Origin of the sequence: Mycobacterium sp. NAZ190054, from assembly GCF_001545925.1 — a bacterium.
Taxonomy (GTDB): Bacteria; Actinomycetota; Actinomycetes; order Mycobacteriales; family Mycobacteriaceae; genus Mycobacterium.
In genome coordinates this window covers 1-14,436 of the sequence record NZ_LMVQ01000060.1, presented here as the reverse complement: position 1 = coordinate 14,436, position 14,436 = coordinate 1, and the positions used below count along the sequence as shown (strand labels likewise).

At 68.8% G+C, this 14,436-nt stretch carries 13 protein-coding genes and 2 pseudogenes; 8 read left to right on the top strand and 7 right to left on the bottom strand.

From position 1 onward, the window contains the following. A pseudogene (locus tag ASJ79_RS06000) lies at nt 1-371 on the top strand (DNA topoisomerase IV subunit B); the annotation flags it as partial. A gap of 16 nt (nt 372-387) precedes the next feature. Here the strand turns inward: ASJ79_RS06000 and ASJ79_RS05995 are convergent. Both ASJ79_RS05995 and ASJ79_RS05990 read right to left on the bottom strand, forming a co-directional pair. Continuing rightward, nucleotides 388-720 (bottom strand): DUF202 domain-containing protein, encoded by a 333-nt coding sequence (locus ASJ79_RS05995; protein WP_067953822.1) that lies wholly within the window; start codon nt 718-720, stop codon nt 388-390. Next, on the bottom strand, nt 717-1,106 hold the full coding sequence (locus ASJ79_RS05990; protein WP_156448290.1) for a YidH family protein: 390 nt from the start codon (nt 1,104-1,106) through the stop codon (nt 717-719). Before ASJ79_RS05990 ends, ASJ79_RS05995 begins: the two co-directional genes overlap by 4 nt. Before the next feature lie 211 nt (nt 1,107-1,317). On the opposite strand from ASJ79_RS05990, the gene ASJ79_RS05985 reads away from it, so the two are divergent. The 5 genes from ASJ79_RS05985 (at nt 1,318) to ASJ79_RS05965 (ending at nt 8,225) form a co-directional block, all read left to right on the top strand. Continuing rightward, entirely contained in the window at nt 1,318-2,772 is a 1,455-nt protein-coding gene (locus ASJ79_RS05985; protein ID WP_067953821.1) for an ABC transporter substrate-binding protein, read from the top strand. A gap of 35 nt (nt 2,773-2,807) precedes the next feature. Next, the gene (locus ASJ79_RS05980; protein WP_231750741.1) at nt 2,808-3,689 is read left to right on the top strand and encodes an ABC transporter permease; all 882 of its coding nucleotides are present in this window, start codon (nt 2,808-2,810) and stop codon (nt 3,687-3,689) included. Continuing rightward, the gene (locus ASJ79_RS05975; RefSeq protein ID WP_067953820.1) at nt 3,686-4,441 is read left to right on the top strand and encodes an ABC transporter ATP-binding protein; all 756 of its coding nucleotides are present in this window, start codon (nt 3,686-3,688) and stop codon (nt 4,439-4,441) included. Before ASJ79_RS05980 ends, ASJ79_RS05975 begins: the two co-directional genes overlap by 4 nt. A 25-nt stretch (nt 4,442-4,466) precedes the next feature. Beyond that, nucleotides 4,467-5,969 (top strand): SulP family inorganic anion transporter, encoded by a 1,503-nt coding sequence (locus ASJ79_RS05970; protein ID WP_067953819.1) that lies wholly within the window; start codon nt 4,467-4,469, stop codon nt 5,967-5,969. A gap of 108 nt (nt 5,970-6,077) precedes the next feature. Then, entirely contained in the window at nt 6,078-8,225 is a 2,148-nt protein-coding gene (locus ASJ79_RS05965) for a molybdopterin-dependent oxidoreductase (RefSeq protein WP_067953818.1), read from the top strand. A 15-nt stretch (nt 8,226-8,240) separates the two neighbouring features. Here the strand turns inward: ASJ79_RS05965 and ASJ79_RS05960 are convergent, their stop codons facing one another. Continuing rightward, nucleotides 8,241-8,504: a hypothetical protein gene (locus ASJ79_RS05960; protein WP_067953817.1), complete on the bottom strand. Its 264-nt coding sequence runs from the start codon at nt 8,502-8,504 to the stop codon at nt 8,241-8,243. A gap of 152 nt (nt 8,505-8,656) precedes the next feature. On the opposite strand from ASJ79_RS05960, the gene ASJ79_RS05955 reads away from it, so the two are divergent. Beyond that, nucleotides 8,657-10,996: an esterase-like activity of phytase family protein gene (locus tag ASJ79_RS05955; protein ID WP_067953816.1), complete on the top strand. Its 2,340-nt coding sequence runs from the start codon at nt 8,657-8,659 to the stop codon at nt 10,994-10,996. Nucleotides 10,997-10,998: 2 nt separating this feature from the next. On the opposite strand, the gene ASJ79_RS05950 is transcribed toward ASJ79_RS05955, so the two are convergent. The 3 genes from ASJ79_RS05950 to ASJ79_RS05940 all read right to left on the bottom strand — a co-directional run bounded on the left by ASJ79_RS05950 (nt 10,999) and on the right by ASJ79_RS05940 (nt 13,300). Then, entirely contained in the window at nt 10,999-11,577 is a 579-nt protein-coding gene (locus tag ASJ79_RS05950; protein ID WP_067953815.1) for a TetR family transcriptional regulator, read from the bottom strand. Nucleotides 11,578-11,670: 93 nt separating this feature from the next. After that, on the bottom strand, nt 11,671-12,249 hold the full coding sequence (locus ASJ79_RS05945; RefSeq protein ID WP_067953814.1) for a TetR family transcriptional regulator: 579 nt from the start codon (nt 12,247-12,249) through the stop codon (nt 11,671-11,673). A gap of 127 nt (nt 12,250-12,376) precedes the next feature. Further along, entirely contained in the window at nt 12,377-13,300 is a 924-nt protein-coding gene (locus tag ASJ79_RS05940; protein WP_067953813.1) for a LysR family transcriptional regulator, read from the bottom strand. 117 nt (nt 13,301-13,417) lie between these two features. Between ASJ79_RS05940 and ASJ79_RS05935 the strand changes: the two genes are divergently transcribed. Beyond that, the gene (locus tag ASJ79_RS05935) at nt 13,418-14,248 is read left to right on the top strand and encodes an SDR family oxidoreductase (protein WP_067953812.1); all 831 of its coding nucleotides are present in this window, start codon (nt 13,418-13,420) and stop codon (nt 14,246-14,248) included. Nucleotides 14,249-14,314: 66 nt separating this feature from the next. Here the strand turns inward: ASJ79_RS05935 and ASJ79_RS32010 are convergent. Then, nucleotides 14,315-14,436: pseudogene (locus tag ASJ79_RS32010) on the bottom strand (Rieske 2Fe-2S domain-containing protein); the annotation flags it as partial.

Below are 14,436 nucleotides of genomic sequence, written 5' to 3'. Positions count from 1 at the left end.
AACCGCTTGTGGAGAACGGCCATATCTTCCTGGCGCAGCCGCCGCTGTACAAGTTGAAGTGGCAGCGCGCCGACCCGGAGTTCGCGTACTCCGACCGGGAGCGCGACGGACTGCTCGAAGCCGGCCGCGCGGCGGGTAAGCGGATCAACGTCGAGGACGGCATCCAGCGTTACAAGGGTCTCGGTGAGATGGACGCCAAGGAGCTGTGGGAAACCACGATGGATCCGACGGTGCGGGTGCTGCGGCAGGTCACCCTCGACGACGCCGCCGCAGCCGACGAACTGTTCTCCATCCTGATGGGTGACGACGTCGAAGCCCGGCGCAGCTTCATCACCCGCAACGCCAAGGACATCCGCTTCCTCGACATCTGAGCCGACATCTGAGCCGTCACAGCAGCGGCAGCACCAGATAGGCGACCACCAGCGCCGCCAACGTCACCACCGCCGCCCCGGCGCCCAGCACCTCGCGCCGGGCGGTGCGCGGGCCGGCGGTGAGCGTACGCCGCCGCCTCACCCCGATCAGCAACACCACGCCGGTGACCAGCGCGGCGGCGATGCCCACCACCACCCGTGCCGGACGCTCGGCCAACGCGGCCAGGTCGCGGTCCTTGGCCACGAGAAGCCCACCGGCGACCAGCACCGCCAGCGACGTCCGGGTCCAGGCCAGATCTGTGCGCTCCGGCTGCAACCCACGGTCCTGCGCGAGCGCCTCCCGCGTCATCGGACACCGGAATCCGCGACCACCAGGGCCAGCGTCACCATCCCGACCACAACCAGGCCGACCGTCAGGTAGACGGGAGTGGACGGACGCGGCAACGGCCGATCGCGCCGCATCGCATGGTCGACCTGGTACCAGCGATGCAGGCCCGCGCCGGCGGTCAGCAGCGCGAGCACCCCGACGGCCGCACCGAGCGCGTGGCGGAGCGCGGGGGCGGCCGGCTCGGGCAGGAACTGCGTCACCGCCACCGCCGCCGCCAACAACCCGAGCGCCGTGCGCTGCCAGGCCAGGAACGTCCGCTCGTTGGCCAGGGTGAACCGGTAGTCCGGTTCAATGATCGACGAGTCGCCCTCTCGTGCAACAGTTTCAGCGTCAGTGCTGGTATCCACCGTCCCAGTGTTCGGGGAAGCCCGCCGGACCGCCAGTACGGGCGCGGTGGCGTAACCAGGACTTCACGATCCCCGGACCCAACTGGCGGATCAGCGGTGAATTCCCGGGCTGGGCGGCCACAACCTTGCCCTCACCAGCGGCGCCGATGGCGTAACTGCTGTGCAACCTCCAGTGACGGCGAGGTAACAGAAAACATCGAGTCTGGGGTACGTGAACGACCGAACACAGAGTCTCCCGCCCCGGCGTCGCCGTATCGCCGCCGTCCTGGCGGCGCTGGCCACGGTCGGCACCCACGCGCTCACCGGGTGCGGGCTGCTGACCGAACCGACGGTCACCGTCAATGTCGGCTACCAGTCGAAGACCATCAACACCGTCAACGCCGGGACCCTGCTGCGCGACAGCCAGGAGTTCGAGAACGCGCTCCGCCGGCTCGGCGCCGAGACCGGCCGGAAGTACCGCGTTGTGTGGCAGGACTTCTCGTCGGGTGCGCCGCTGACCGCCCAGATGATGGCCACCCACGTCGACATCGGTTCGATGGGCGACTACCCGCTGCTGACCAACGGGTCGAAGACCCGCAAGTACGCCGACGCCGAGACGGAGATGATCGCGACCACCGGTTACAGCCTGCGCGGCTCGCTCAACCAGGTTGTGGTGCAAAACAACTCACCCGCGCGGACACTGGCCGACCTCACCGGGCGACGGGTCTCGACCAGCCTCGGCTCCGCCGGGGACGGGATGTTCTCGACAGCGCTGCAGCGCAACAACATCGACAAAGAGTCCGTGAACGTCGTCAACCAGGACCCGGCGGTCGGCGCGGCCGCGATCGAGGGCGGCCAGGTCGACGCGCTGGCGCAGTTCGTGCCGTGGCCCCAACTGGTGATCTTCCGCGACCAGGGCCGACTCCTCTACGACGGCGGCGACAACGAGGTGCCCACCTTCCACGGCGTCGTCGTCCGCAAGCAGTTCGCCGACGGCCACCCGGAGGTGATGACCGCGTTCATGCAGGCGGTCCGCACGACCACCGAGGCCATCGTCGCCGAGCCGCTGCAGGCCGCCCAACGCGTCAGCGAACTCACCGGCATCGAGCCCGAGGTGGTCTACCTCTACAACGGGCCCAACGGCCTGGTGTCGTTCGACATGACGATCAAACCGCAGTTCGCCGCGGCCTTCGATCAGGTCAAGGACTTCCTGGTGAAGCGGGGTTCGGTCACCGCCGACTTCGACGTACCCGGATTCGTCGACGACAGCTATCTGCGCGAGCTGTACGGACCGGACTACACCCGGCGCCGTGACGACGTCACCAACCCCGCCACGCTGACCGGCACCGACGAACTGTGCCGGCTGCCCGTGGAGGATCCGGGCCAGGCGTCGGAGGTGTGGGCGGCAGGCGCCGATCACACGGTGGTCGCCGCCACACCCACCTGCCTGCTGCGGCGCGTCGCCGCCACCGACGAAGTCCGCGCCGCTTACGTCCCGGACACCCTGACCGGCATCCGGCTGTTCGCCGATCACGCTGTGTGGCTGGAAGACCCGACCGCCGCGCCGACGCAGCGCTTCAAGCCGTTCGCCACAGACGCCGGCGCCGACACCTATCGCGCCGATCATCCGCAGGCGAGGCCTGTCGGATACGAGGCCGCGGTCTCGCAATCGAGATCGTCCGGCTGAACCCACTGCCCGACCCAACCCAGAGGAGACACTAGGTGACGCTCACCCTGAACGACGTCGGAACGGTGCCCGCCCAGGCGCCGGCCGCACCACCCCGAACCTCGCTGCGCGACACCGTCGCCGGCCTGCTGCCCGGCAAGCTGCGGAACCGCACCGCGACGTTCGTGCTGCCGCTGATCCCCATCGCCGGGTTCCTGGTGCTGTGGCACCTGCTGACGACCTACGGTGTGGTCGCGTGGCTGCGGTTCAATCGGATGCCCACACCGGCGAGCGTGCTCGACGCCTTCGTCGCCCGCATCGGCTCGGGCTCCTACTACGACGACCTGCTCGCCAGCCTGCAGCGCATCCTGCTCGGCTTCGGCCTGGCTGCCGTGGTCGGCATCGCGCTGGGCGTCCTGCTCGGCCGCTCGGAGTTGGCGCGAAAGACGCTGCGTCCCTTCATCGAGATCATCCGGCCGATCCCGGCGATCGCGCTGGTGCCGCTGACGATCCTGCTGTTCCCGTCCAGCGAGCAGGGCATCGTGTTCATCACGTTCTTCGCCGCGTTCTTCCCGGTCGTGGTCAGCACCATCCACGCGATGGACTCGCTGCCGAAAGTCTGGGAGGAGGCCGCCAAGACGATGGGCGCCGGCCGGGTGTCGCTGCTGTTCCAGGTGATCCTGCCCGGCGCGCTGCCCGGCATCTTCGCCGGCCTGTCGGTGGCGATGGGCGTCGCATGGATCTGCGTGGTCAGCGCCGAGATGATCTCCGGACAGTTCGGGATCGGTTACTACACGTGGCAGTCCTACGGGTTGCTGGACTACGCCGGCGTCGTCGTCGGCATGATCTCCATCGGCGCGCTCGGGCTGGCCACCGCGTGGCTCGTCGAGTACGTCGGTCGCCGTGTCAACCGCTGGCTGCCGAGGGCCGTCCGATGAGCACCGGAGCCGTCACCCTCGACAAGCTGAAACTCGGTTTCGACGGCGTGCTGGCCGCCGACATCACCCTGACCGTCGACCCCGGCGAGGTCATCGTCTTCCTCGGCCCGTCGGGCTGCGGGAAGTCGACGATCCTGCGGGCGCTGGCCGGTCTGCTCACCCCGATGGGCGGGACCGCCACCGTCGACGGTGCGGCGGTGACCGGCAATGCGGCGCAGTGCGCCATGGTGTTCCAGGAGGACGCGCTGTTCCCGTGGCGTACCGCGCTGAAGAACGTGCAGTACCCGATCCGGCTGCGCGGCGTCCGCGGCAGGAAGCTCAAGGCCGCGGCCACCGCCCGCCTGGAGCAGGTCGGCCTCGGCGCCTACCTGGATCACCTGCCCAGTCAATTGTCCGGCGGCATGCGTCAGCGCGTGCAACTGGCCCGCACCCTGGCCTGCGAACCGCAGGTGATGCTGATGGACGAGCCGTTCGGTGCGCTCGACGCGCAGACCCGCCTGGACATGCAGCGGCTGCTCATGTCGGTGTGGGAGTCCCAGAAGATGACGATCCTGTTCGTCACCCACGACGTCGACGAGGCGTTGCTGCTGGCCGACCGCGTCGTGCTGCTCAGCCACCGGCCGGCGACCGTCGCCGACGTCATCACCATCGACAACCCGCGCTCGCCCGAGGCGCAGTTCCACGGGGAGTACCAGCGGCTGCGCCGCGACATCCTCGACTTCCTCGGTCAAAGTCCGGCCCAGAGCGCCTGATCCGTCCGTCACCAGGAGAACCTTCGTGAGCCTCACCCTGCCCGGGTCCCGGGACCACACCCCGGCGACACCCTCTGTGCTGCAGGCACTTCGGTCGCCGGCGCTGTTGCGCACCGAGGTGCTGGCCGGCCTGGTGGTGGCGCTGGCCCTCATCCCGGAGGCGATCGCGTTCTCGGTGATCGCCGGCGTGGATCCCCGGGTGGGGTTGTTCTCCTCGGTGACGATGGCGATCACCATCGCGATCGCCGGTGGCCGGCCGGCGATGATCTCGGCGGCGACGGCGGCGGTGGCCCTGGTGGTCGCGCCGGTGGCCCGCGAGCACGGCGTGGGCTATCTGGTGGCGACGATCGTGCTGGCCGGACTGTTCCAGGTGTTGCTGGCCGCCGGCGGCGTCGCGAAGCTGATGCGGTTCATCCCGCGCAGCGTCATGATCGGGTTCGTCAACGCGTTGGCCATCCTGGTGTTCGTCTCGCAGATACCGCACCTGCTCGGCGTGCCGTGGCTCGTGTATCCGCTCACCGCGGTGGGCATCGTCGTGATGGTGCTGCTGCCCAAGGTGACGACCGCGGTGCCGGCGCCGCTGGTGGTCGTGCTGATGCTGACCGCGGCGGTGGTGCTGTTCGGGTGGGAGGTGCCCGACGTCGGCGACCAGGGCGCGCTGCCGGATTCGCTTCCGATTCTTGGTGTTCCGCAGGTGCCCTTCACATTCGAGACGCTGCGGATCATCGCGCCGTACGCGCTGGGCGCGGCGCTGGTGGGGTTGCTGGAGTCGCTGATGACCGCCAAGCTCGTCGACGACATCACCGAGACGCCGTCGAACAAGCCGCGTGAGGCGTTCGGGCAGGGAATCGCCAACATCGTCACCGCGATGTTCGGCGGGATGGGCGGCTGCGCGGTGATCGGCCAGACGATGATGAACGTCAAGGTCGCCGGCGCCCGCACCCGGCTGTCCACGCTGCTGTCCGGGGTGTTCATCCTGGTACTCGTCGTCGCGCTGGGGCCCGTCGTCGGGATGATCCCGATGGCCGCGCTGGTGGCCGTGATGATCGTGGTGTCAGTGGCCACCCTCGACTGGCACAGCATCAGCCCGCACACGCTGAAGGTGATGCCGTGCAGCGAGACCGCGGTGATGCTGGTGACCGTCGTCGGCACCGTCGCCACCGGCAACCTCGCGATCGGGGTGTCGCTGGGTGTGCTGGCCGCGATGGTCGGCTTCGCCCGCCGCGTCGCGCATCTGACCACCGTCGAGTGCAGTGACGACGCGGCCGGGACGCGCACCTACCGGGTGCGGGGCGAGCTGTTCTTCGCGTCCAGCAACGACCTGATCCACCAGTTCGACTACGCCCACGATCCAAGCGAAGTGGTGATCGACCTGTCCGGCACCGACATCTGGGACGCGTCGGCGGTCGCGACGCTCGACGCGATCCGCCAGAAATACGAGGCGCGGGGGAAGACGGTGATGCTCACCGGACTCGGCGGCGCGAGCCTGGAACGCCTGACCAAGCTGTCCGGCCGCCTGGGCGTGTGAGCTGGGCCTTCGAACGAGGTCACATCACCTTAATCTCGGCGCAATTGCCGTGCCACACCGGTGACTTCTACTGGAGAGGTCCGCAGCCCCCGTCACGAGGACACCACCATGGAAGAACTCAAGATCGTGCGCGGCGCGTGCCCGCACGACTGCCCCGACACCTGCGCGATGCTCTACCACGTCGAAGACGGCAAACTCGTTGACGTCACCGGTGATCCGGACCATCCGATGACGCGCGGCGGCCTCTGCGTGAAGGTCAAGAACTTCCACGAACACCACTACCAGTCCGACCGGCTGCTCTACCCGATGCGCCGCGTCGGCGCCAAAGGCGCCGGCGAGTTCGAACGCATCACCTGGGACGAGGCGCTGGCCGAGATCAAGGCCCGGTGGACGGAGATCATCGACGAGTACGGCAGTCAGGCGATCATGCCGCACGCCTACCTCGGACACCAGGGTGTGCTCAACGGGCTGACGTCCGGGGACGCGTTCTTCAACCGGTTGGGCTCGACGGTCGCGGAGAAGACCTACTGCGAGTCCGGCTCGTCGACCGCATGGCACATGACCGTCGGCGGCAGCGGCGGCCTGGACGTCGAATCGATGGCGTACTCGAAGTACATCATCGTGTGGGGCATGAACATGACCAGCACGAACCTCCACGGCTGGCCGTTCCTGCTCGAAGCGCGCAAGAACAACGGCGCCAAGATCGTCGTGATCGACCCGGTCCTCAATCGCACTGCCCGGCAGGCGGATTGGCATATCCCGATCCGGCCCGGCACCGACGGGGCGCTGGCGATGGGCATGATCCACGAGATCATCGCCCAGGGGCTGACCGACACCGACTATGTCGAGAAGTACACCGTCGGCTACGAGGAACTCGCCGCGCGCGCGGCGAACTACCCGCCCGAACGGGTCGAGGAGATCACAGGCATCCCCGCCGACGACGTCCGCAAGCTGGCCTACGAGTACGCCACGACCCAACCGGCGGCGATCCGGCAGGGTGTTGCGCTCGAACGCAATCGCGGTGGGGGACAGGCGATCCGGGCCATCACATGTCTGCCCGCCCTCGTCGGGGCGTGGCGGCACGTCGGCGGCGGCACGATGGAGATGCCGATCTGGGAGTTCCCGACCAAGTTCGACGCGATCTGCAAACCGGAATGGATCCCCGAGGGCACCCGCGTGGTCAACGAACTCGACCTCGGCATGGCGCTGACCGGTGAGCTCGACCTCGACCCGCCGATCAAGTCGCTGTTCGTGTACAACTCGAACCCGGTCTCGCAGGGGCCCGCGCAGGAGAAGACCATGCGGGGGCTGATGCGCGACGACCTGTTCACCGTCGTCAGCGAGCATTTCGTCACCGACACAGCGAAATTCGCCGATCTGCTGCTCCCGGCCACCATGCAGGCCGAACAACTCGACATCATGGTGACCTGGGGCCACCTCTACATCTCGCTGAACCAGCCCGCGATCGAGCCCCCCGGGGAGTGCGTGCCCAATGTGGAGCTGTTCCGGCGGCTGGCCAAGATGATGGGCTTCCAGGACGACTACTGGGACCGCACCGACCGGGAGATGCTCATCGACTTCCACGACTGGGACGCCCCAGCCCTGGCCGGGATCACCTACGAGAAACTCGAAGAGGTCGGCTGGATGCGGTTGAACGTCGGCACGCCCGACGTCCGCGCCCCCCACGCCGAAGGCAACTTCCCGACCCCGTCGGGCAAGTGCGAGTTCAAGTCCAGCCTCGCCGAGGGCGGCAACTTCGTCGTCCCGGTCTGGCGGTCGATGTACGAGGGCATGCAGCCCGGCGGCTACGTCGACCCGGTGCCCGACTACGTGCCGCCGTTCGAGTCGCCGCAGTCCAATCCCGAACTGGCCGAGCGCTATCCGTTGTCCATCATCTCGCCGAAACCGCACGCGTTCCTCAACAGCCAGTACGGCAACGCCGCGGACAAGCAGAAGGTGCAGGGTGGCCAGCAGGTGTTCATCCACCCCGCCGACGCGGCCGAGCGCGGCATCGCCGAAGGCGAAATGGTGCGGGTCTTCAACGACCGCGGGTCCTTCCAGGGGCCCGCGGCGTTCGAGCCCGGACTGATGCCCGGCCTGGTGATGGCCAATGTCGGGCACTGGCAGGGCAAGACGTCGGGGACCACGGTCAACGCGATCACCGCCGACCGGCACTGCGGTCTCGGCAACGCCGGGGTCTACGGCGACAACCTCGTCGAGGTCGAGAAAGTCGAGGAGCAGGCCGTCGCGAGCTGAGCGCTACGCCTGCGACTAGGGCTGAGCCGCTGCTGCCAGCAGATCGGCGAGGTCCCGGTCGAAGTAGTACACGTGCTGCAGCGTGGTGAGCCGGGACAGCAACTGATCGGGTAGCGGCTCGCCCGCGCGGGTGGCCGAGCGCAGCGCGATCACCATCGCGTCGTTGTAGTCGCCGACACCCAGGCGCACGAAAGCGGTGTTCCGCTCGGTCGGGGTCAGCCAGGTCTGGCAGTGCTCCACCAAATCCCAAGCCGCGAAGCTCAACTCGGAACTGTTCATAGCTCATTCTCGTTCACGGGCAGCGACCGCGCTCGGCGAGCATTCATGCTGTCCACCAATCCGTCATCCGGCGTTCACCTGCTGATCTTGATCGGCTCATTTGCCCGCGTCAAGGTCAACCGTCCCAACGGTACAACTGAAGAGGGTGACGGATGACGGCCTCGGACCTGACCCGCGCAGCAGCGAGCGCGACGATCGCGGCACTGCTGCTCGCCGCGTGCTCCACCGACACGCAGGACGAGGCGCCCGCCGAATCCCGCCCCGACATCCCGCGGGCCGCACCGGCCGTCGACTTCGACCTGCCGGACGCCGAGCGCTACCACCGCACCGCCACCTATCCGGTGCATCTGAACAAGCCGGCCGAGGACCCGGTCGACAAGGAGACCGTCGCCGAGATCTCCACGGTCACGCCCGACGGCAACACCGTCATCTACACCGACGCCGCCGGCAAGCGCATCGGCTTCGTCGACATCCGCGACCCCGCCGAACCGGTGGGGCTGGGCACGCTCTCGCTGTCCGAACTCGGGCACGCCGACGACCAGCCCACCTCGGTGGCGGCGGTCGGGGAGTTCGTGCTTGTCGTCGTCGACACCACCGGCGGCGACTTCCCCAACCCGTCCGGGCGCGTCGACGTCGTCCGGGTGGCCGACCGCACCCGCGTGCACAGCATCGACCTCGGCGGTCAGCCGGACTCGATCGCGATCGCCGGGGACGGCTCGTTCGCCGCCATCGCCATCGAGAACCAGCGCGACGAGGAGTTCACCCCGCCGGGCGGCGAGGAAGGCGACCTGCCGCAGCCGCCGACGGGGTTCGTCCAGCTGCTCGACCTCTCCGGAGCGCCGAACGCCTGGACCCCGCGCCGCGTCGACTTCGACGTCGAGGCGGCCCGCGCCGCCGGCCTGGACACCCCCGAGGACCTCGAACCGGAGTACGTCAGCATCAACTCCCGCGGCCAGGTCGCGGTCACCCTGCAGGAGAACAACGGCATCGCGGTCATCGACGGCCGCACCGGCGAGGTCCAGAAGATCTTCAGCGCCGGCAGCGTATCCGTGGACGGCATCGACACTGCCGAGGACGGCGCCGTCGACCAGACCGGCTCGATCCCCGACACCCCGCGCGAACCCGACGCCATCGGCTGGATCGGTGACGGCCACGTCGCCACGGCCAACGAGGGCGACTGGAAGGGCGGCACCCGCGGCTGGACCATCTTCGACGCCGCCACCGGCGCACCGGTCTGGGATGCCGGCAACACCGTCGAGCAGCTGGCCGTCCGCACCGGCCTGCATATCGAAAGCCGGTCCGAATCCAAGGGCCCGGAGCCCGAAGGCCTTGCGATCACCGAGTTCGGCGGCCGTCCCGTCGCGCTGGTGGCCTCCGAACGGAGCAACTTCGTCGCCGTTTACGACGTCAGCGACGTCGCCGCGCCGCAGTTCCGCCAGATCCTGCCCACCACACCCGGACCCGAGGGCATCCTGCCGGTGCCGGCGCGCGGCCTGCTCGTCATCTCCTCGGAGTCCGACGACGCCGAGGCCCGCGTCCGGGCGTCGGTCAACGTGTACGGCTTCGGCGCGCAGTACGCCGCGGCCGGTGGCCGGCCGGCATTCCCGTCCATCGTTTCCGGCGACGTCGACGGCGTCCCGATCGCGTGGGGTGCCCTCGGTGCGCTGGCGGCCGACCCGGCCGACGAGAACCGGCTCTACACCTCCACCGACATCGCCTACGGGCCCGCCCGCATCCTCGGTGTCGACCTCACCCAGCGGCCCGCGCTGATCGACACCGAGCTGCCGATCACCGACGGCGGCGAGCCGGTCACGCTCGACGTCGAGGGCGTCGCCGCCCAACCCGACGGCAGCTTCGTGCTGGCCGTCGAGGGCGAGGAAGGGCCCGGCAACGAGCTGGTGTTCGTCGCCGCCGACGGGTCGATCGAGAACCGGGTGTCACTGCCCGGGGACGTCGCGGCCGGACTGGGCGGCCAGGGGCTGGAGGGCGTCGCCGTCGACGGTGACGCGGTCTGGGTGGCGGTGCAGCGCGAGACCGAGACCGATCCCGACGGCGTGGTCCGGGTCGGCCGCTACACCCCGGCCGACGACACGTGGGAATGGTTCGGCTACCAGCTTGACTCCACCGACGTCGACGGCGACTGGATCGGACTGTCCGAGATCCAGGTTCACGACGGCGCGCTGCTGATCCTGGAACGCGACAAGCTCAACGGACCCGACGCCCGGGTGAAGGCCGTCTATCGCGTGGCCATCCCCGACAGCCCGGGGGCGACGGGCACCGACACGCCGCAGGTGCTGCCGAAGACGTTGGCGCGCAACCTGCTGCCCGACCTGCAGGCCAACCGGGGGTTCACCCAGGAGAAGGTCGAGGGCTTCGCGGTCGCGGGCAACGGCAGGCTCTACGTCGTCACCGACAACGACGGCCTGGACGACGCGAACGGCGAAACCGTGTTCCTCGACCTCGGACCGGCGGCGGAGGCGCTCGGCGGATAGCCTCAGCGCAGCCGTCTGTCCAGGATCTCCAGCGCCTTCGCCAGGGCGTCGTCGGGCAGCGGGGTGTTGTGCGCCGCGGCGATCAGCACCCCGACGATCGCCCCGGCGATCACGCGCCGCTCCATTTCGTCGGTCGGCGCGTCGGGACGTTTCGCCAGCCCGTCGGTGATGAACTCGATCAGCCGGACGTACTCGGTGTAGATGAGGCCGCGGGCTTCCGGGATGGCGTACATCATCCGCTCGCCGGCGACCACGTCGTCCCGTTCCTCCTGCGACAGTCCCGAGTACACGGTGATGACGGCGTGGCGGTAGGCGGCCACGATGGACAGGTCCGGCGGCGCGTCGACGAAGGCCTGGACGATCGGTGAGATCTTGTCGTCGGAGAGGAGCAGCTTCTCCTTCACCCCGAAGTAGCGGTAGAACGTGCGCGGGGAGATGTCGGCGGCCTCGGCGATCTGCTCGACGGTGGTGTTGGCGTAGCCCTGCCGGTCGAACAGGCGGAATGCCTCCCGGCGAATGGTCAGACGGGTGCGGACCTTCTTGCGTTCCCGCAAACTCTTGGTGGGGTCCAAAGCTGACACTGACCAGTCTCTCTCTTTGTGTGCTCGTTCAGCAATGTGGGTGAATTCGGATTTTCGCACTTGTGCGTCGGCTTCTGCCGGAAAATGGGCGGGCTACGACATTCTGGTGTCGAGGATGGTCAGTGCCTTGCGCACCGCCTCCTGAGGAAGCGGGGTGTCGTGCGACATGGCGATGAGCACCCCGACGATCGCTCCGGCGAGCACCCGTCGCTCGAGATCGTCGGTGTCGTCGCCCAGCCGGTCTTCCAGGACGTCGGCGATCGAGTCGATCAACTCGACGTACTCGGTGTAGATCAGGCCCCGCGCCTCGGGGATGGTGTAGAGCAGTCTCTGCCCGGCGACGGCGTCGTCGCGCTCCTCGGCCTCCAGGTTCCCGAACACCTGTTCCACGGCGTGCCGGTAGGCGGCGGCGACCGTCAACTCGCGGGGCGCGTCCGCGAAGGCCGCCAAGATCGGCGCGCTGTGGTCGTCGGAGACGAGCAAGGCCTCTTTGACGCCGAAGTACCGGTAGAACGTCCTCGGGGAGACCTGCGCCGCGTCGGCGATCTGGTCGATGGTCGTGTTGGCGTAACCCTGCTCGGTGAAGAGCCGGAACGCCTCACGGCGTATCGCAAGGCGGGTCTGTCGCTTCTTGCGCTCGCGCAGGCTGCTGAAGCTCTCGGGCGCCGACACCCGGCAAGTTTCCCTTATCAAAGACCATTAGACAAAGCCGGGAATTTCCGCACACGGTACAAAGATTGGCTCATAATCCAATACAAATGACTTGTCCTGGCAAACTGCCAGCTCATCGACTCAAATGTCAGTTGTCTTTTCCGATGGGTGTTTTCTGACCCATTCCGTCCGCCGCCGCGCGCAGTGCCGCCACCACGGCCAGCGCCGCGTCGGGTGGTTCGGGCACCGTCAGCGCCAGCGCACGACGGCCCGTCCAGGCCGGGTCGTCCACGTCGACGCAGACGACACCGGCCGGGACCGACCGTGCGGCGAGCGCGGGCAGCAGGCACAGCCCGAGTCCGGCGGCGACGAGGCCCAGCCGTGCCGGCCAACTGCGCACCCGATACCGGATCAGCGGCTCCGGCAGCGTCGGCCATGCCCCGAACTGCGGGTCGCCCGCCGATCCGGTTCCGGTGATCCACGGCTCGTCGGCGAGTTCACGCACCGCGACCGTGGGGACGGCGGCCAGCCGGTGGCCTTCGGGCACCGCGACGCACAAGTTGCCGGCGTCGATGCGGTGCCCGCCCAGACCGTCGAGGTCGTAGTCCGGCAGGCCGGAGCCGACCCCGACCACCGCGACCTGGAGCCTGCCGGCGCGCAGATCCCGCAGCAGCGTCGGCGTGGCCGCCTCGGTCAACTTCACGGCCAGGCCGGGGTGCTCGACGGACAACCGGGCGACGGCGCGGGGCACCAGCACCGACATCGCGGCCGGGAATGCGCCGACGTTGACGCGGCCGGCGAGTCGATCGCCCAGCGCGCGAAGCTCATGTTCCAGGGCGGCCACGCCACCCAGCACGCGCGCGGCGTGCTCGACCAGCAGCGTGCCGGCCGGCGTGACGCTGACTCCGCGGAGTTCGCGATCGAACAGCCGGTAGCCGGCCGCCGATTCCATCGCCGCGACCTGGCGCGACACCGCGGGCTGGGAGTAACCCAGCGCCTGCGCCGCGGCGGTGAACGAACCGCGAAGCGCGACCTCGCGACAGACCCGTAACCCCTCCAACGTGAAGTCCACGCCTGAAGGCTATGCGCTCTGCGTATGGCTGAGCTCCACAATGCGCATCTCGCGTATGGATTTCTGAGCCTGCCGGGCGGGTTGCACCGGATCGACAACGCAACGAAAGGCAATGACATGACCACGACTTGGTTCATCACCGGAGCATCGCGCGGCATGGGTCGCGAACTCGTCGAGCAGGCGCTGGAACGGGGCGACACCGTCGCAGCGACGCTGCGGAAGCCGGAGCAACTCGACGACCTCGGGGAGCGCCACGGCGACCGGCTCTGGCGGCGCGCGCTCGATGTCACCGACACCGAGGCGGTGCGCAGTGTGGTCGGTGCCGCCTTCTCGGACCTGGGCCGCATCGATGTCATCGTGTCCAATGCGGGTTACGGCGTCTTCGCCGCCGCGGAGGATCTCAGCGACGCCCAGATCGACCGGATGATCGCCACCAATCTGACCGGCTCCATCCAGGTCGCCCGTGCGGCGCTGCCGCATCTGCGGGCCCAGGGCGGCGGCCTGCTGATGCAGATGTCGAGCATGGGCGGGCACCTGACATTTCCCGGCTTCTCGATCTACCACGTGACGAAGTGGGGGGTCGAAGGCTTCTACGACTCGCTGGCCGTCGAGGTGGAACCGTTCGGCATTCGCACCACCCTGATCGAACCGGGCGTGGTCCGCACCGGGTTCTTCGACGCGGCCGAAACCGTCGCGCCCAGCGCGCCGTACGTCGGAGGCGCGGCCGACCGCGCACCGGTGCCGGAAGAGGAGATGCCGGTCAGCCCGGCGCACACAGTCGCGGCGATCCTGCGCGCAGCCGACTCCGCGGAGCCGCCGCGGCGACTGGTGCTCGGTTCGGATGCGTGGTCGTCGATGACGGACGCGCTCGCGCGCCGGCTGGTCGATGTCTCCGCCCAGCGCGACAACGCGGCGACGGCCGACTACGCCGAGGCGGGGGTGCGGTGAGGACGCGCTACCTCACACCGCGTCCACGTCGCGCACCGCGCCCTTGTCCGCCGACAGCGCGAGCGCTGCGCGGCCCTGCACCTCCTGGAAAGGGTCGTCCTCCCAGAGCATCTTGTTGCCGCGGTGCGGGCAGATGTTGTGGAACGCGCGGATCACGCCGTCCTTGCCGCGCACGATGATGACCGAGG